Raw genomic sequence first — 16,456 nt, forward strand, 5'->3', positions numbered from 1 at the left:
TCTCCCGTCTCATCGATCTGCACAGGCCTGCGTAACGAAATCATTTCGACAATACTTGAAATATCGAATCGAATGCTCTATCGTTCCGTGTATGGACTCTAATCTCGTTGTACGCGCCCTGAGCGCGCTCGCCCACGAATCGCGCCTCGCGATCTTTCGCATGCTGGTCGTCGCCGGGCCGGACGGCATGGCCGCTGGCGATATCGCGAAGCAGCTCGGGCTTTCCCCTTCCAGTCTGTCGTTTCACCTTAAGGATCTGTCACATGCAGACCTGGTGAAACCTCGTCAAGAAAGCCGTTTCATCATCTACACGGCGAACTTTGACGCGATGACGGGCCTGATCGGCTTCCTAACGGAGAACTGCTGCGCGGGCGCAACCTGTGCCGCGAGCGATCTTCCCAACTGCTGCGGAGATACACCATGAAGCGCATGCACATCCATGTAGCGGTCGAAGACCTCAACGACAGCATTCGGTTCTACAGCGCCATGTTCGGCAACAAGGAACCCACAGTTCTCAAGAGCGATTACTGCAAATGGGAGCTGACCGATCCGGCCGTCAACTTCGCGATTTCGCAGCGCGGCGCGAAGCCGGGTGTCGATCACATCGGCATCCAGGTTGAAACCGACGCGGAGTTGGAAGAGATGAATGCCCGCTTCACTGCCGCAAAGCTGCCGGTACAGGAACAGACGGAGACAACCTGCTGCTACGCCAAGTCGGACAAGGCGTGGACGATCGACCCGCAGGGCGTCGCTTGGGAGACGTTCAGAACCCTCGAAGCCGCACCGGTCTACGGTGAGTCTCACGATGGAACGCAAGCACAAGCGCAAACAGCGGCCGCATGCTGCTCGCCTTCTGAATCCATTTTGACCATCCGGAGCCGCACATGACCGATAAACCTTACTCGATTCTCATTCTCTGCACGGGCAATAGCTCGCGCAGCATCATGGCCGAGGCGCTGTTCAACGTCTTGGGCAAAGGGAAGTTCCGGGCGTACAGCGCCGGTAGCCATCCTTCGGGCGCGGTCAACCCATTCGCGATCGAGCAATGCGAGGCGCTCGGCTACGACACGTCGGAGCTGCGTAGCAAGAGCTGGGATGAGTTCGCAACGCCTGATGCTCCCCACATGGATTTTGTGATCACGGTCTGCGATCAAGCGGCGGGCGAAGACTGCCCGAACTGGCCAGGCAAACCGATGACGGCGCATTGGGGTTTCGAAGATCCGGCCGCGTTCGAGGGCAGCGATGAAGACAAGCGCAAGGTATTCACCAAGGTATATCGGCAAATCATGAGTCAGGTGAGCCAGTTCGTGAACCTGCCCCTCCTTGTGCTTGACTGCAACGCAATTCAGCATGAAATGCGCGCTATCGGCGAAAGGCTTGCCGAAGAATCAAATGAGCAGCACTGATACGGCGGTTGGTGATGCAAGACCCGCGATCGGATTTTTCGAGCGCTACCTGACAGTATGGGTTGCCCTTTGCATTGTGGGTGGCATTCTGCTCGGGCAGGTGCTTCCCCAGGTCGTTCAGTCGATCGGCCGTATGGAAGTGGCACAGGTCAATCTCCCGGTCGGCGTGCTCATCTGGGTGATGATCATTCCGATGCTGGTCAAGATTGATTTTGCCGCGATGACTCAGGTCAAAAGTCAGTGGCGTGGTATTGGCGTCACGCTGTTTGTGAACTGGTTCGTCAAACCGTTTTCGATGGCGTTGCTCGGCTGGATCTTCATCCACCATGTGTTCGCGCCGTGGCTTCCCGCCGATCAGCTCGACAGCTACATCGCCGGCTTGATCCTGCTGGCTGCAGCCCCTTGCACAGCAATGGTGTTCGTCTGGTCGCAGCTCTGCAAGGGCGATCCGTATTTCACGTTATCGCAAGTGGCGCTGAACGACTCCATCATGATCGTGGCCTTCGCGCCGCTCGTCGCCTTGTTGCTTGGTTTGTCGGCCATTACGGTGCCATGGGATACGCTGATTATTTCGGTCGGTCTCTACATCATCATCCCGGTCATCCTCGCTCAACTGCTGCGCCGGATGCTGATGACGAAGGGTGAGGCGCATTTTCGGAAGACCATCGCACACCTCGGCCCCTATTCGATCTGCGCGCTGCTCGCGACCTTGGTGCTGCTCTTCGCCTTCCAAGGGCAGGCGATCATCAAGGAACCACTCGTTATTGCGATGCTGGCGGTGCCGATCCTCATTCAGGTGTTCTTCAATTCCGGTCTCGCCTACTTGTTGAATCGCCGCCTCGGTGTCGCCCATTGCGTTGCAGGGCCATCCAGTCTGATCGGCGCGAGCAATTTCTTCGAGCTGGCAGTGGCCACGGCAATCAGCTTGTTCGGCTTTCACTCCGGTGCGGCGCTGGCCACGGTGGTCGGCGTGCTGATCGAGGTGCCGGTGATGTTGCTGGTTGTCGGTGTCGTCAATCGATCGCAGCATTGGTATGAAGCAAAATGACGAGCAATTGCTCGACGCGATGCTGGAACATCCGATCCTCATCAATCGCCCGCTTGTCGTCACACCGCTTGGCGTACGCCTGTGCCGGCCCTCCGAAGTCGTTCTCGACATTCTGCCCGCAACACAAAAAGGTGCTTTTGCCAAAGAGGACAGCGACACGTTGACGATAGTCGCATCAAGCTGTGCAAGCAGCGAGCCGAGTACGGCGACGGTCGTAATTTTCCAGACCAGCGGATCCAGCCGATCGCGTTACGCCCCGCTCAAAACAGCCCTTCGCGACGCACACGGCCGAAATGAACCGATGAGAAAACACCCATGACAAGCACGCCGACGAGCATCGCCGCGCTATCGACGTTCACGCCGGGCGCGAACGGATGGTGAACAAGCAGAGCCAGACCGATCAATGCGTTCAGCATGCCCCACAGAAAATTGACCAGCGGCGACGACGGCCCTTTGCCATGCGGTTTCGAGAAAGGGGATGGGAACAACTCACCGCGCAGACCCGCGGTGAGATGCGGCATCGCGTTACATACAAAGGCACCCGCGAAGAAGATCGCAACGAAACTCATGGTTCATCCTTTCGAGGAAGCTGGAGAAGCCGCAAAGGCTATGGAAGACTGGAATCGCCGAGCCGCTTGATGAGCGGAATGGCCGCAGCAAGCGTCGCGACGTCCTGCGGATCGAACTGTTCGAGCTTCGCCAGCAGCCAGTCGCGTTTGGTCGCCGTGCGCCGCTTGCGTTCATGTAGCCCCTTGCGCGTGATCGCGAACAGGATCTGACGGCCGTCTTTGGGATGCGGTTCGCGCTCGACGCACGCCTCTTCTTCGAGGCCCGCGAGGATGGTTTTCATTGACTGCGGCTTCATCAGTTCGGCGCGCGCAAGATCCGCAGTGGTCATCGGACCTTCTCGCTCCAGCCGCGCGAGAACGCTGGACTGCGACAGGTTCAGGTCGCCGGGATTAGCGCTGCGCAGCTGGCGCAAAAGCTGGCCAACTGCCAGCGTCAGGTCGGAGACGACACATTCGAGCGGCGGAGTGGATTTACGAGAGCGGGCCATGTGCGAATCCTAAATCAAGACAGTTTAACTTGCAAGTTAAACTGTCGATTTTGCTACGACTACCGCGCGGGGTCGTTCAAACGTATTCAGACGACCCCCGTCCTTCTCCAGTCGCCTTACCAGACTGGGTCTCCGTCGGGCGCGATCGTCCCAATCTCCCCCGTCGCGAGCGCGAGGGAGGCAGCGGCAGACAGCGCGGCGCTGTAGCTGTCCGCATACGCGTTCTGCGCGGCGATCAGCTGGTTCTGCGAAAGCAGCGCATCGGTAATCGGGCCGACGCCTGCGAAGGATTTTCTCCACGCGCAAAGCGGTTGTATCGAAAGCGTATTCGAGTTGTAAGCGATCAAAAACCAATAACCACTATGGTGTATCTGACGAGAGGCGATACGCAGATCGACAGTCCTCTATCGAATTGTGCGACGCGTATTCCTCCGATTATTACCATTAGGAGTCCTCCATGGAAATCAAGCATGCGGGCATGCCTCACCCAACGAATGGCAAGACCGAGCCGTACAACGACATCGCCAACTGGGCCTATGCTGAGCTGCCGAAAGTGCTCCATCCCGGCGCCTCCGCAAGATCATTTGTCGTCAAGACCTGCGGTGATCTGCAAAACGCGCTCGGTGCGCCGAACGACAGGCTGCTTTTTGTCGAGTCGATCATGGACCCGTGCGACGCGCCCGCCGCAATCACCCGAAGCAGCAACCTTGGGGCCGAGCTCGACTACGGGCCTCGCGGACCGCAGCGCCGGGACAATCTGCAGCTCCGTTCCGGCACAGTGTAGATAAAGATGGGGCGGTCGAGTGCCGAGCAAGGCTCGCACGCTGACACGCACTCGACTATCACCGCGCGGCTTCGCGTGGATGAGTACAACTGCCGTTCGACAAAGTCTTTGAGCCACTGTGCGGCGGCAATGACTTCAGTTCCCAAAGTACGGCGTGCAGAAGCCGACCGGGCCCACGCAACTGGACTCTTCTTGCGCATGCGGGCGCGAACCGGCCGACGAATTGCCCTCCAGCGGTGCACCACCGACATCCTTGTATGTCGAATTTTTTTGGTCTTCTACCGTGACCTTGGCTTCGGCAGCCAACCGCTTCGCTTCAACCATGTTCAACGCCGCGTCCTCATTAAGCGCGACTGTAAGCGGTCCGACCATCGGCCCCAGCCTGGTGATGACCGGGACAGCAGCATCGTAGTTGCCGGATAACCCAATTGAAGGACGGTCGCTGTAAGACGCTTTCCAAGTCTTATGTAGAGCTGAACCGCTCGAATACGGTCTTCGCACGAATGCATGAACTACCTCCGAGTAGTCCAAGATACCCGCCGCCCCCCTTCTAGCTAATTACAAATGTCCGATCCCGGCCTCCTGGCGCGCACTGGCAAAAAATGTCGTCCGGGGATGATCATGACTTGCTCTACTCAAGCGCCACTGACTTGCCGATCTTCCGCGCTATCGCACGCTTCGAAGTCGAACAACCGGGACGGCGTCGTCCACAAGACACATCGGCGTACGTCGGGATCGGGGATCAGGCGCTGCACGAGCGTCAGCAGCGGCGCGTAATCCATGCGTGCCGACGCGCGCAGGAAAGGCCAATCCGAACCCCATACACAGCGGTCCGGTCCGAATGCGCGAAGGATCTCTCTCGCGAAAATCTGGGCATCCTCGTAGGGATACTCGACCTGCGAAAATTTTTGCAGCCCCGAAACCTTGACGACGGTGCGGCCGATGTCCGCAAGACGCAGCAGCGCCTGAAACCCCGGCTGTTCAATGCCAGCCACAACCTCGGGTCGCCCGCAGTGATCGATGAGGATTCGCGTGGCCGTACGGGCGATCAGCGGCTGGAGCGCGACCAGTTGATCCCCGGTGACCTGGATCTGCGCGAACATGTCGAACTCCGCCAATGTGTTGAAGAGCGCATCGGCGCCGTTCATCACGTCGACGCCTTCCATCGCCGGGTTGAAGGCGACGCCCACCACCCCCGCGCCCTTCATCCCGGCCAGTTCCGCACGGCTCACGTCGTTCCCCACCACCGCGATACCTTTGAACCGGCCACCGCCTCGTGCGATCGCGTCAAGCATGCACCGATTATCGGTGCGGTAGCCGCTTGTCGGTCCGACGAGCAGCGCATGTCGCACGCCACAAGCGTCCATCACGTGGGCGAACTGCGCAGCCGTGCCGATCTCCTGCATCGATGGCCGGTACGCGGTGTCGGACCGAAACGGAAAGCGCGCAGGATCGAAAATATGGTTGTGACAGTCGATCTTCTCTTCGTCGAAGATATTCATTGACGGTGCTCTCCGAGAGGTTCACCGCTACGGCTTGCGGCATCAAGAAGAACACGCGTACTTCGGTACGCGAGTTCGAATCGGGCCTGCGCGGGCAACGATGGTAACGGCATTTCCACGGTCAATGTTGTACCAGCAAATCGCCTAGCGGCAACACCCGGAACCCGGCGGCCACCGTCCGGTCCGCGCTTCGAGAAGCGTCGCATCATTGCCGATCGGTTCGTCCTGCGAAGCATCGCAAAGCTGCACCGCACGCATCATGCCAAAGGTCGTTCTCTTCGACCTTGCACAGGTGGACGCCTCCACCCTCCTCCCTTCAACCGAACTTGCATTGGTCGCACTCACCACTCCCCCGGTTTGCTCATCTCAGCGCTTCTGCTCCATGTGCCTTGGGCGGAAGCATGGCCCGCTTCGCGCATGTGTCATGGCACTTCCCTCTTCACCAGATATCGCTCCACAAAGCTGAGGATTGCCTTGGACCGGTAATCCCTTGCAAGCCCGCAAAGATGATCGGCGAAAGGACGGTAGCGCTCATCGAGTTCGGGCAGGTGGGCGGCATGCCGTGCAATGGCTTTCATGTCGCCGAGCCGCGCCAGATGATGCAGCGCTTCGATTTGCTCCGGCGGCGGCGCGATCAAGGTCTCGATGGGAGGATCGGCAACGGGCTCTGCCGCTTCACCTGGTCGGGCGGCTTCCGCCGCGGGAATTTCGTCGCTCCATTCGATATTCAGGAGTGCCGCGATCTTTGACAACAGCCCATTGAAGTCAATCGGTTTAGTCAAAAAGGCATTTGCACCGGCCGCCAGGCTTTGCGCCGCATCGGCCCCGGAGGCGCCGGCGGAGACTGCGACGACGGGCAAATCCCCGAACTCCGGCATCTGGCGCAGGCGGCGTGTGGTCTCGAGCCCGTCCATGCCAGGCATCACAATGTCCATCAGGACGAGCGCCGGCCGCAGGGACCTGACTTTCTCGAGCGCTTCCAGTCCGTTGCCGGCCTCCGCCATGTCAAAGCCGAGCTGGCTGAGCATATCGACCGCGACGGCGCGGTTTTCCGCCACGTCATCCACGACCAGGACGGTCTTGCGCGCTCCCTTGTAGCCGCCTATCGTCCGCTCCAGTGGGGCAGCATCCGCATGAGGCGCCACCACCGGCGCGTTCAGCTCGAACGAGAAGGCGCTGCCGGCGCCGCTGCGGCTCGTGACATGGATTTCGCCGCCCATCAGGCGCGAAAGCTGTTGGCTGATGGCGAGGCCCAGCCCCGTGCCTCCCAGCCGGTGGCGAGCGTCGCTCACCTGTTCGAAAGGCTGGAAGATTGCCTTCAGATGCACATCGTCTATGCCGATGCCTGTGTCCTCTACCTCGAAAAGCAGTCGCGCTGGCGGCAGGAAATTGACACGCAGACGCACGCTCCCTTCTTCGGTAAATGTAATCGCATTGGAGAGCAGATTGAGCAGTACCTGGCGCAGCCGTTTTTCGTCGACGCGCACGCCCGCGGGCAGATCCGGCGCCATCTCGCAGGTGAAGGCAAGCCCCTTTTCCGTTGCCTTCACCCGGATCGTCTCGGCAATGAAATGGATGAACCGGTCGAGCGGAATGTCGCAGAGGTTGAGCTCCATCTTCCCGGCCTCGATCTTGGCCATATCCAGGATGTCGTTGATGAGCGTAAGCAGGTGTTCGCCGCTGCGCTGGATCACCCGGATCCCGTCGATCTGTCGCTGGTCGAGGCTCTTGTCGCGGCCAAGGATCTGCGCGTAACCCAGGACCCCGTTCAACGGCGTGCGCAGCTCGTGGCTCATGTGCGCGAGAAAGTCGCTCTTGGCCTGGTTGGCCGCATCGGCGTGCTCCTTTGCGACCGCCAGTTCAGCAGTGCGTTCGAGGACCATCTCTTCGAGCCGCTCGCGATAGCGCCGCAGTTCCTCGTCGGCACGCTTGTGCTCCGTAATGTCGCGCGAGATGCCGAGCAGGAACTGCGGCTCGCCGAGCGCATCCGGGATCGGGATCTTCATCGTGTGCACGAAGCGCACCCCGTAGCGCGTATGGACCTGCTCCTCCGGCACGTCGACCATTTCCCGCGAATTCAGCACGGTTCGATCGTCCAGCGCGAAGAAATCGGCTTCATGCGCGGGAAACAGCTCATGGACGGATCTGCCGATGAGTTCCTCGCGCTTGTAGCCGAGCAGTTGTTCCGCCGCCTTGTTAAAGCGCACGAAGTTCAGGCTCGCCGCCTCCTTGACGAAGATCATATCCGGGATGTTTTCGATGATGCTGCTCAGGAAGCGCTCGCTTGCACGTGCGGCATCTTCGGCGTGCTTGCGTTCGACGATCTCCGCCGTCCGGCCCGCAAGCGCGCTGCTCAGTTCGGCTGTCCGCTGCGCGACGCGGGACTCCAGTTCAGCGTTGAGCTGCTTCAACTCCTCCTCGGCTTTCCCGCGCTGGCGCCGGTCTTCCAGGAACTGCTCGACTGCGCGCGCCATGTCGGCGATCTCGTCGTCGCCCTGCACCGGGAGACCGTTCTGCGCGCTCTCCACGTCACCGTGACGCAGGGTGTGGCTTACCCGGCGCAGCCGTGCGACGACATGACGACCGAGAAATACGCGGGTGATCAGCCAAGTGAGCAACAGGCTCAGCCCGACTTCTGCGCCCACCCATGCGCGCGTGCGGTCCGAGCTTTCGGCGAGATCCTGAACCGCCTGGCGATAGTCGCGCGTCAAATAGTCCGACTGTTGGCGCGCCGCGGCCGCCAGGGCGCCGGCCTGGCTGAGCAAATCATTGTCGAGGCTGGCGAGTGACCCCTCGGGCCGGGGCGTGGGCGAGGTGACGGCCACGGCACGCTCGCGCAGCGCGGTCTCGCGCACCTGCGCCTCGACGTTGACCGTGTTGCGAAAGCGCTGGCTCGATCGATGCAGCGTCAGCGTGTCGCCACCGGGGTCGTCGCGCGCGGTCGCCGAGGTGAGACGCCCCACCAGACGGTCGAAGGACGCCAACTGTTCGAGGACGTGCCGATGCGTCTCGCGCACGGCGTCGACCGTATCGTCGCTGGACAACTGCAACGCCAGGCGCTCGATCATCAGGGTGTGCTGCGCCAGATCCTGTGCATCCTCCATCCGCGCCAGCCGATCGTCGGCCAACAGGCGAAGCGCGTGCGCCGAACCGTCCAATGAATAAACGGTAGTGGCGCCGACCGCGACTACCAGGGCGGCGAGGCAGGAGACCACGAGCGCGCACTGGGCTGTAAGCGAGTGTGGAAAGGTGAGTTTCAAGGGCGTTCCCAAATGCGGCGATAGATCTCGCGGTAGCCGTTGGCGGGGTCGTAAAGCAGACGATCACCGCCGTCCGCGGCGATGTTGTCCGCCGTTACGAGATGCACCGGAAACACGTAACCCGTGACGCTTTCCCCGGCGAGGAGCCGGTTCATCTCATCGACCATTTGCCAGCCGTGCAAATTCAGCGGCTCAGCGACTGTGCCCGTCTGGAATGTGCGCGTCCGGATGCGCAGGAAGGCGGACTCGCTCCCGTCGCCGGCCGACAGCATCGCCAGGGCGTTGTTCGGCAATCCGGCCTGGGTCAGTACAGGGGCGGCGTAGTCAAAGTAGATGTCGTTGATTGCCAACGCATACGTCCAGCTTCTGCCATAACGCGCGAGCAAGCTGCGCGTTACGCCGGGCATCAGTTCCTGGTTGCGCGAGATGGGTACGTCGCGCATTTCGAGCAAGGTGCAGCCGCTGCACGCACGCACGACGGCGGCCATTGCGTCCGCCTTCGATTGTGGGAGCCGGTAACTGCTGTCGGTGAAGATGACGACTCCCGCACGTCCGCCGGACTGCACGATGGCCGCCAGCGCGGTCACGCGCGCGACCTCAAGCGGATCCGTCGAGACGTTCATCGCCACAGGCGTACCAGGAACCGCACCAGCCTGGGCCGCGACGTGCCAGCCGACTATCGGAATGTTTCGCTCAGAAAAAGGTTGCAGCCCAGACAGCACGGCACGCGCGTCGCCACCGACGATAACCAGACCGTCCGGACGGCTCTCCAGCGCATTCGCCAGCATCTTCAGCCGCAGTTCCGGCACGCCGCCGGTGTCGAATATCTTCACGGTCCAGCCGACGACTTTGGCGGCCTCCAGCATGCCGTCGATCACACCGAGGATGCCGCCGTTGCGCAGATCCTCGGCGACCACGGCGATGCGTTTCCCACGTTGCGCGCGTGGCCCGTCACGTGGTCCGTTCCAAGGTGTAGCCGGTTGCGCCGCAGCGTCGACGACGCGCTTCGCCTGGTCCAGATAGTTCCTCGTAGCAACCGTGCCCTCGGGCACGGGGGCAGACGACAACCCCTGCGCCGCAGCAACCGACTGCATACACGCGCATGCCCACGCCAGAAGCAAGCCCCTCATGCTGTTCCCCACGGGTCCCGTCAATTGTGCGCCACCGAAGACATAGCAAAATGCCCCGCAGGGGACCCTGCAAACACGATACTACACTCCGCTGGCCGCATGTCAGCGCTCATGCGCCGGGGCAGCGGATGCTGGTCTGGCGGTGAGTGAAAAGCCGATTGAGATTCGTCTGCGGGATCACCGGAATCGACGGGCTCCGACGGCCGGACACCGGGTTGAGAGATCCATGGCCCTGCTCGACGAGGCCGTCCGGTTGTTTCCGGCTGGAGCGATCGCCAGGCGGGACTTTGCACACCCGCTGGAAAACGCCATCTCTTCACGACGCACACCCTTTCCTGCCGTTCGTCGCAAACCTGACGATGTTCAAGAAATAATATTTAGGAATGCTTTAGTTACCATGCCTGTTCAATCACTCTGACGGACGAGCGCTCGATGAGCGATCTATCGCTTTATTACACTTTGCATTAGCAATAATATTAGCGATTCGCACGCATTCGTGCTCCAATCACTCTACTAGCGGGCTACGGTCGTTCAATTTCTTCGCTCAGACATGAGGGAATATACCGAGATGGCGAAGTAATACTATGTATTAATATTATTACCTAACGAGGCTGCCGTACCGCCTGGCGGCACCGCCTGCTGTTCGCGTTGGGCAGACAATCGATGCAACGACAATGGAGACGAGGATGCCAAGTCGCAGAGCGCTGCAACGGGTGGTGGTGATGCTGGTGGCCGCCGGCCTCGTGTACTAGCCATCGCCGCCAGCTCACGCCATGCCACCATTTTTTCGCAAGCCGCCGGTAAGATCCTGCTTGGCGGCCCGCCAGTGCGGCTCGACAGCCCGCCCGCCGCGCAGCTTGCCGGCATCTGCGCTGTCTACCAGACGATCACCCTCAACTCCGCGCTTAGCGTGTCTGAGAGCATCTTATCCGGCCACGAGTCACGCCTGTGCGGGATCGCGATCGAATGGCGTGCGATAAACGCGCAGCATGGACCAGAGGTGATCTGCATCATTCAGTAGTGCATTCCATAACCCTCCAAGAAGAAGTGATAGTTCCGAAGAGTACCTGCTTGATCAGTGATGGTTATAAGTAAATAGTTTCGTATAACTAATTTCTCCAATCCAATCAAAATGCATGGTTCATACGAGGAGTTCATGATGTCCAGAGGAGTTGGATTAATTTCTGTCTTGTTGGCGATGACCGTTGCGCTCGCTGCATGTAACGGAGATAGCAGCGGCACGTCTGCGTCCCAAGCCACAGGCGTGGCGAACACGAGTGCATCACTCACTGCTGCAGCCCAGTCAAACGACAGTACATCAACGGACGCGGCAACGGACGCGGCAAGGACGTCCCCTCTACCCTGCGACGCTGCCGCAACAGCCAACACGCCGTGTTCTGCGGCTCACAGCGTGACACGCCTGCTGACAAAGAACTACAGGGGACCGCTATTCCAGGTTCAACGAGCGTCCGATAATACGACGTTGGACGTCTATCCCTATACGTCGGCTAACTTGCCGAACGGCGCCGACCACGCGCTGATCGGCTCGGCCAATGTCAAAAGCGCAGACTCGTTCTGCAACAATACAACCTGTTCCGTCACCTACCTATACGATCAGATCGACCTGGTAGCCCCTCTCAAGGGCGGCGCGTTTGGCAATGTGCCGGCGACCCTCACGCTCAACGCGAATGGAACGCAGTCGTTGACCGTTCCGAGCACCAGCACGGCGGCTCAAAAGGCGACGACCGTCCCGGTCCTCAACGGCTTCGCGACGATCACGCTTCCAGGAACCAGTGGGACGCTGACCGTTCAACTGCTCCAGCCTCCCACTGCGCTGACCACCCAGTCGCCGACGCTGCAGGTATCGATCGGAAATGACTTGCCGGCGCTGCCCGGTACGCCCGCAAAGCTCGGCTTCGTGCCCCTGCAAGGCGCGCAGATCCCTGCCTTGGGTACTTTGGCGGGACAGGCGTACCGCAACAGGTTCGGCACGGTGAACCAGTCGATCGGAGACACCGACATCGCCGAATACATGGTGGCGGGCGCGCACTATAGCCAGTCCTCCACTTGCTGCGGGACGTACGGAAATATGGAAAGCAGTGCCAATCCCAGCACCTATGCACATGGAGAGGTCGAAGGCGAAATGTTCGCGCTGGCCTTCTCAAACGGCAACGCAGCGGTGTTCGGATACTGTGATGGCAATTCGAGCCAGGCGCCCAACGTCAAGGACCCCGTATGCAACGCACTCGATATCAACTGGCCGGGCGTCGACGCAGAAGCGGGCGTGTATCTTTACGGGCCGCAGCAGCCTCCGAAGGAAAGGTTCGTGACGGTGCTCTCCAAATACTCGCCGGTGGCCGCGTCAAACATCTTCGTTGTCAAAGGCGGCTCTGCCTCGCAGAATGTACTCACGGCACTCTATGACCAGGCGCCTCCGGAAGCCCTTAATTTTGGCAACGATGCGGGCCATGCATTCAACGGGCAATGGCAAGGCGGCCTGTCGCTTGGAGAAGGCGGCGACGCTAGCGGTGCGCCTGTCCAGTTCTTCGAAGGAGCGATAATCACCAAGGCGACATCCGATCTGACCGATAACGCGATCCAGGCGAGCATTGCAAGCTTTTATGGGCCGCTGGCCGATAAGGCCATGGCAGCCTGCTATGCAAACAATCTGATCAATTCACCACTGAGTCTCGCAACGCCGGATGCATGGGCGCAACAAAATGGCGGTACCGCCGTGCCGGCGACCGACGTCTCGGGAGTGAACAAGGGAGCGGCAACGGTGACCAGTACGAATGGCTCGTCAGTGTCGAATATCCGCGAAATCATCAGGGTTCAGGGTGGGCAATCGTATAGTTTTACTGACTATGTTCTGGCTACCACGAACGCGACGGTCTTTCCTGGCGGATCAATCCAGACCGATGACCCGAACGGCTCCGAATTTGCGTGGGTTCTCAACACGAACACGGGCGCTATAGTGCGAGGGACATGGGGCAGCGGACAGGCGAGCTCGCTCACCGCGGTGAAATCGGGCAACTGGTGGAAAGTCACGATGACGCTTACCGCTCCCGCGGGATCGAACAACGCGCAAGTGTTTATCGATCCGCCGACGTCCAGCGCTGCCGGAGTCCGCTCGCAGCAAACGGCGTACTTGAGCGCAACGCATTATTGCCCAAGTCTCGCAATCGTGACCGGCTTGGGGACGTAGGCGTCAAACGGTGCCGTTTTTCCGGAGACTCCTGCTCTTGAGAGCGTGGAGTCCCGGAAACACCAGCAGGAAGTCAGCAAGGGACTTGCCACGGTTTTTTCGCATTGAGGCGTTGATAGCGCCAGGCTACGCTTGTACGCGCTGCATGGCGCCCGCGACCGCTCGAACGGCGAGCAGGTATCCCTCGACACCTAAGCCACATATCACACCGCGTGCCGCCAGCGAGATCAGCGAATGTCGATACTGCTCGTCCCGCTGATGGATGTTGGTGATATGCACCTCGATCACCGGCTGGCGAATCAGCTTGACGGCATCCAGCACCGGTATCGATGCAAACGAAAACCCGGCCGGGTTAATGACGACCGCCGCCTCCTTTTCGAAGGCTTCCTGCAGCCAGTCGACCATCACCCCTTCGTGGTTTGTCTGGCGGAAGTCGCAGTCGAGGCCAAGCTCGGCCGCAAGGGCTTCAGTACGTTCTTTCACCTGCGCCAGGGTCGTCGTACCGTACAAGTGCGGTTCACGCTTGCCGAGCATGTTCAGGTTCGAACCGTTCAGGACATAGACAAGTGGTTTCATTTGCATTGCCTGCTTTTCAGTCATTCAGTGAGAGTGGGATTGCGTCGACGGGTGCACCGATGAGCCCATGACTTCTCCGGCGGAATCGACACGGTTCATGTCGATACCCAGCGTTTCGGGCGCGCTCAGAATTGCAACCAGGGAAATGACGTTGAACGTGACGCACACCGCGACCACACCCCACGGCGAGCCATTGCAAAGGGCGAAGAGCCAGACTGCAAGAACAGGCATGGGACCGCCCGCGATCAGATTGGCGCCGGTGTAAGCCAGCGCGGAGCCTGAGTAGCGCACATTGGTCGGAAACGCTTCGGCAAAAGCAACGGGTTGAATGCCACTCTGGAATTGAGTGAAGCCGAGAAAGAAGCCCATTGCCGCCAGCATGGGGACGAAGCTCTTTGTATCGAGAATCTGGAAGTACACGAACAACATGAGCAAGGTGGCGATCGAGCCGATCGCAAGCGCTTTCCTGCGGCCGATTCGGTCGCTCAGCATGCCGCCCGCCAGCGCGCCGACGATCGCGCACACGTTCGCGCCCATCAACAGCAGGAAGCCCGTCTGTTTCGGCACGCCCAGCGTCTTCGTTACATAACTCAAGGAGAACACAACAATCAGATAAAAGATCGCTGCGGGGCCGCAGAAGAACAGCATCCATCTGAGCACCGTTCGCCAGTGAAGGCGCAGTGCATCGCGCAGAGGACTGCCCACGCGGACCACTTCGGTTTTACGGAGCGCGACGAACGCGGGTGTCTCACTGACTCGCAACCGGATGTAGATACCGACGATCACGAGAATGAAGCTCAGGATGAACGGAATGCGCCAGCCATACGCGTCGAACGCCTGCGTGGACATCGCCGATGAAAGTGCCAGCAGCACGCCGTTGGCCATGATCTGGCTGAGCGGTGAACACAATCCGAGAAGGCCGGAGTATTTGCCGCGACGATCGGGGCTTGCGTGCTCGATCGCCATCAACTGCGCCCCCGTCGATTCGCCACCCAGCGCGAAGCCCTGCAAGATACGAAGGATAACCAGCAATATCGGCGCCCATACGCCGATGCTCGCATAGGTCGGCAGCAAGCCCATCAACATCGAGCAGACACCCATGATGGTGACGGTACCGAGCATCAGGTTACGCCGCCCCAGCTTGTCGCCAAGGTAACCGCAAATGATGGCGCCCAGCGGTCTCGCCGCGAGGCCGACACCGAACGTGGCAAGCGAAGCCAGCAACGCGGAAGTCGAATCCATCGACGGGAAAAAAAGCTTGGGCAGCACGGTAGCGGCCAGTGCGCCGTATAACGTGAAATCAAACCATTCGAGTGCGGTCCCGATGGCCGCCGCGGTCACTGCGCGCGTGCGCATCGCCTGCTGCGCGGGAAGGTGCGATTGCTGATCCATGTTGTCTCCGTATTGTCTTCGTGCGCAAACCTGTGTCGGCGTCGCGTCGCGGCCAATCCTGGGATATCCACCCGCGTGCGGTCCGTCTTTTGTCATGCGTCTCCCGCGACGCGATTACGCTTGCGGCGAGACGGCTTGCAGGGCAGATTAACAGCGCTGCCGGGACGGTGTTCCAGGCTGGAATCTCATCCCATATCGTGCAATCATGGATGCTTGATCGAACGGAAAGGACTCTCCATGCCGGGCGTGACCGAAAGAACACTGGCTGTGCTGGAATTTCTTGCGACACAAATGGAGGGAACGCCGCTCGCGTTAATCTCGGATCAACTTGATATCCCTCGCAGTGCCTGCCATCGCCTGCTGGTCGATCTCAAGCAGTGCGGCTATGTACGCCAGTTACGCGAGCACGGCGACTATGTGCTGACCACGAAACTCGCGGGGCTGGGTCTCAGTTATCTGGCGACCTCCGGCATCATCGATATTGCGCAAACCCTGCTCGACCGTCTGGCGGAAACATCCGGAGAACTGGTACGGCTCGCGATTGTGGACGGAGACAGGTTGACGTGGGTTGCCAAGGCGCAGGGCGCGCTAAAGGGCTTGCGATACGACCCGGACATGGGGATGGATACCATTCTGTCTTGCAGTGCGACTGGCCACGCCTGGATGATGACAATGACCGATGAGCGCGCGCTGGAGTTGGTGACGCGCCAGGGCTTCGGGCAGCCGAAGCAGTACGGACCCAACGCGCCGACTACCGTGAAGGCGCTGCTGGAATTCGTCGATGCCGCGCGCGCCCGTGGCTATGCAACGATCTACGAAGTGTTCGCGCCGGGGATGACGGCGATGGCCGCTCCGGTTCAACGACGGGGTTACCCTGCGATAGGGGTCATCAGCATTGCCGGGCCAGCCGTTAGATTGACGGAAAAGCGCATGGCCACACTCGGCCCTGCGCTTGTGGCGGCGGCAAACGAACTCGCGGCTGCAAGCCTGGCATCTCCGCTATTTAGCCGGATGCGCTAGTGTTGTGATGTTGAAAAGCCGGGCTTCAGACAACTGGTCGAGATGCTGCACGTGCCTTGAAGGCCACGATCGGGCG

18 protein-coding genes and 1 pseudogene are annotated in these 16,456 nt (G+C 60.2%); 9 read left to right on the top strand and 10 right to left on the bottom strand.

Translation table 11 applies throughout. The features are described 5' to 3' along the window. Nucleotides 1-91 precede the first annotated feature (91 nt). The 5 genes and pseudogenes from ACSOSP_RS04030 to ACSOSP_RS04050 form a co-directional block, all read left to right on the top strand. Nucleotides 92-424 carry an ArsR/SmtB family transcription factor gene (locus ACSOSP_RS04030; RefSeq protein WP_455309684.1) on the top strand — a complete coding sequence of 111 codons (333 nt, stop codon included), beginning with the start codon at nt 92-94 and terminating at the stop codon, nt 422-424. Beyond that, nucleotides 421-888: an ArsI/CadI family heavy metal resistance metalloenzyme gene (locus tag ACSOSP_RS04035; protein ID WP_455309685.1), complete on the top strand. Its 468-nt coding sequence runs from the start codon at nt 421-423 to the stop codon at nt 886-888. The genes ACSOSP_RS04030 and ACSOSP_RS04035 overlap by 4 nt, the downstream gene beginning before the upstream one ends. Further along, nucleotides 885-1,406: an arsenate reductase ArsC gene (locus ACSOSP_RS04040; protein ID WP_455309686.1), complete on the top strand. Its 522-nt coding sequence runs from the start codon at nt 885-887 to the stop codon at nt 1,404-1,406. The genes ACSOSP_RS04035 and ACSOSP_RS04040 overlap by 4 nt, the downstream gene beginning before the upstream one ends. Then, entirely contained in the window at nt 1,393-2,454 is a 1,062-nt protein-coding gene (gene arsB, locus ACSOSP_RS04045) for an ACR3 family arsenite efflux transporter (RefSeq protein ID WP_455309687.1), read from the top strand. The genes ACSOSP_RS04040 and arsB overlap by 14 nt, the downstream gene beginning before the upstream one ends. Further along, nucleotides 2,444-2,617: pseudogene (locus tag ACSOSP_RS04050) on the top strand (ArsC/Spx/MgsR family protein); the annotation flags it as partial. The gene arsB and the pseudogene ACSOSP_RS04050, both read left to right, overlap by 11 nt. A 97-nt stretch (nt 2,618-2,714) precedes the next feature. On the opposite strand, the gene ACSOSP_RS04055 reads toward ACSOSP_RS04050, so the two are convergent. The 3 genes from ACSOSP_RS04055 to ACSOSP_RS04065 form a co-directional block, all read right to left on the bottom strand. After that, entirely contained in the window at nt 2,715-3,023 is a 309-nt protein-coding gene (locus ACSOSP_RS04055) for a hypothetical protein (RefSeq protein ID WP_455309688.1), read from the bottom strand. A gap of 38 nt (nt 3,024-3,061) precedes the next feature. After that, nucleotides 3,062-3,511, bottom strand: a complete 450-nt coding sequence (locus ACSOSP_RS04060) for a MarR family winged helix-turn-helix transcriptional regulator (protein WP_455309689.1) — start codon at nt 3,509-3,511, stop codon at nt 3,062-3,064. Between the two features lie 116 nt (nt 3,512-3,627). Then, the gene (locus ACSOSP_RS04065) at nt 3,628-3,858 is read right to left on the bottom strand and encodes a hypothetical protein (protein WP_455309690.1); all 231 of its coding nucleotides are present in this window, start codon (nt 3,856-3,858) and stop codon (nt 3,628-3,630) included. 110 nt (nt 3,859-3,968) lie between these two features. Between ACSOSP_RS04065 and ACSOSP_RS04070 the strand changes: the two genes are divergently transcribed. Continuing rightward, nucleotides 3,969-4,295, top strand: a complete 327-nt coding sequence (locus ACSOSP_RS04070) for a hypothetical protein (protein WP_455309691.1) — start codon at nt 3,969-3,971, stop codon at nt 4,293-4,295. A 135-nt stretch (nt 4,296-4,430) separates the two neighbouring features. Here ACSOSP_RS04070 and ACSOSP_RS04075 read toward each other — a convergent pair whose 3' ends face one another. From ACSOSP_RS04075 to ACSOSP_RS04090, 4 genes are all read right to left on the bottom strand, one after another. Continuing rightward, nucleotides 4,431-4,619, bottom strand: coding sequence for a hypothetical protein (locus ACSOSP_RS04075; protein ID WP_455309692.1), 189 nt, complete (start codon nt 4,617-4,619; stop codon nt 4,431-4,433). 311 nt (nt 4,620-4,930) lie between these two features. Continuing rightward, entirely contained in the window at nt 4,931-5,797 is an 867-nt protein-coding gene (locus tag ACSOSP_RS04080) for an amidohydrolase family protein (protein ID WP_455309693.1), read from the bottom strand. Between the two features lie 422 nt (nt 5,798-6,219). Beyond that, on the bottom strand, nt 6,220-9,057 hold the full coding sequence (locus ACSOSP_RS04085) for an ATP-binding protein (protein ID WP_455309694.1): 2,838 nt from the start codon (nt 9,055-9,057) through the stop codon (nt 6,220-6,222). Beyond that, the gene (locus tag ACSOSP_RS04090; RefSeq protein ID WP_455309695.1) at nt 9,054-10,187 is read right to left on the bottom strand and encodes a substrate-binding domain-containing protein; all 1,134 of its coding nucleotides are present in this window, start codon (nt 10,185-10,187) and stop codon (nt 9,054-9,056) included. The genes ACSOSP_RS04085 and ACSOSP_RS04090 overlap by 4 nt, the downstream gene beginning before the upstream one ends. Nucleotides 10,188-10,413: 226 nt before the next feature. Between ACSOSP_RS04090 and ACSOSP_RS04095 the strand changes: the two genes are divergently transcribed. Next, a complete protein-coding gene (locus tag ACSOSP_RS04095; protein ID WP_455309696.1) occupies nt 10,414-10,605 on the top strand; it encodes a hypothetical protein in 192 nt (63 codons plus the stop codon). 596 nt (nt 10,606-11,201) lie between these two features. On the opposite strand, the gene ACSOSP_RS04100 is transcribed toward ACSOSP_RS04095, so the two are convergent. Further along, complete coding sequence (locus ACSOSP_RS04100; protein WP_455309697.1) at nt 11,202-11,576, bottom strand: hypothetical protein; 375 nt, start codon at nt 11,574-11,576, stop codon at nt 11,202-11,204. A gap of 22 nt (nt 11,577-11,598) precedes the next feature. On the opposite strand from ACSOSP_RS04100, the gene ACSOSP_RS04105 reads away from it, so the two are divergent. Continuing rightward, a complete protein-coding gene (locus tag ACSOSP_RS04105; protein ID WP_455309698.1) occupies nt 11,599-13,392 on the top strand; it encodes an arabinofuranosidase catalytic domain-containing protein in 1,794 nt (597 codons plus the stop codon). 126 nt (nt 13,393-13,518) lie between these two features. Here the strand turns inward: ACSOSP_RS04105 and ACSOSP_RS04110 are convergent, their stop codons facing one another. Continuing rightward, nucleotides 13,519-13,968, bottom strand: a complete 450-nt coding sequence (locus ACSOSP_RS04110; RefSeq protein ID WP_455309699.1) for a type II 3-dehydroquinate dehydratase — start codon at nt 13,966-13,968, stop codon at nt 13,519-13,521. Between the two features lie 24 nt (nt 13,969-13,992). Beyond that, a complete protein-coding gene (locus tag ACSOSP_RS04115) occupies nt 13,993-15,360 on the bottom strand; it encodes an MFS transporter (protein ID WP_455309700.1) in 1,368 nt (455 codons plus the stop codon). 237 nt (nt 15,361-15,597) lie between these two features. Here ACSOSP_RS04115 and ACSOSP_RS04120 point away from each other — a divergent pair, with 237 nt between their 5' ends. Further along, nucleotides 15,598-16,380 (top strand): IclR family transcriptional regulator, encoded by a 783-nt coding sequence (locus tag ACSOSP_RS04120; RefSeq protein ID WP_455309701.1) that lies wholly within the window; start codon nt 15,598-15,600, stop codon nt 16,378-16,380. The last annotated feature ends 76 nt before the right edge of the window (nt 16,381-16,456 follow it).

The sequence above is a fragment of the Caballeronia sp. KNU42 genome (assembly GCF_053760385.1).

What these genes read in the sequence shown, in the direction of transcription:
- ACSOSP_RS04030 (WP_455309684.1), top strand. Translation starts at nt 92, where the DNA reads ATGGACTCTAATCTCGTTGTACGCGCCCTGAGCGCGCTCGCCCACGAA.
- ACSOSP_RS04035 (WP_455309685.1), top strand. Translation starts at nt 421, where the DNA reads ATGAAGCGCATGCACATCCATGTAGCGGTCGAAGACCTCAACGACAGC.
- ACSOSP_RS04040 (WP_455309686.1), top strand. Translation starts at nt 885, where the DNA reads ATGACCGATAAACCTTACTCGATTCTCATTCTCTGCACGGGCAATAGC.
- arsB (WP_455309687.1), top strand. Translation starts at nt 1,393, where the DNA reads ATGAGCAGCACTGATACGGCGGTTGGTGATGCAAGACCCGCGATCGGA.
- ACSOSP_RS04055 (WP_455309688.1), bottom strand. Translation starts at nt 3,023, where the DNA reads ATGAGTTTCGTTGCGATCTTCTTCGCGGGTGCCTTTGTATGTAACGCG.
- ACSOSP_RS04060 (WP_455309689.1), bottom strand. Translation starts at nt 3,511, where the DNA reads ATGGCCCGCTCTCGTAAATCCACTCCGCCGCTCGAATGTGTCGTCTCC.
- ACSOSP_RS04070 (WP_455309691.1), top strand. Translation starts at nt 3,969, where the DNA reads ATGGAAATCAAGCATGCGGGCATGCCTCACCCAACGAATGGCAAGACC.
- ACSOSP_RS04075 (WP_455309692.1), bottom strand. Translation starts at nt 4,619, where the DNA reads ATGGTTGAAGCGAAGCGGTTGGCTGCCGAAGCCAAGGTCACGGTAGAA.
- ACSOSP_RS04080 (WP_455309693.1), bottom strand. Translation starts at nt 5,797, where the DNA reads ATGAATATCTTCGACGAAGAGAAGATCGACTGTCACAACCATATTTTC.
- ACSOSP_RS04090 (WP_455309695.1), bottom strand. Translation starts at nt 10,187, where the DNA reads ATGAGGGGCTTGCTTCTGGCGTGGGCATGCGCGTGTATGCAGTCGGTT.
- ACSOSP_RS04095 (WP_455309696.1), top strand. Translation starts at nt 10,414, where the DNA reads ATGGCCCTGCTCGACGAGGCCGTCCGGTTGTTTCCGGCTGGAGCGATC.
- ACSOSP_RS04110 (WP_455309699.1), bottom strand. Translation starts at nt 13,968, where the DNA reads ATGAAACCACTTGTCTATGTCCTGAACGGTTCGAACCTGAACATGCTC.
- ACSOSP_RS04115 (WP_455309700.1), bottom strand. Translation starts at nt 15,360, where the DNA reads ATGGATCAGCAATCGCACCTTCCCGCGCAGCAGGCGATGCGCACGCGC.
- ACSOSP_RS04120 (WP_455309701.1), top strand. Translation starts at nt 15,598, where the DNA reads ATGCCGGGCGTGACCGAAAGAACACTGGCTGTGCTGGAATTTCTTGCG.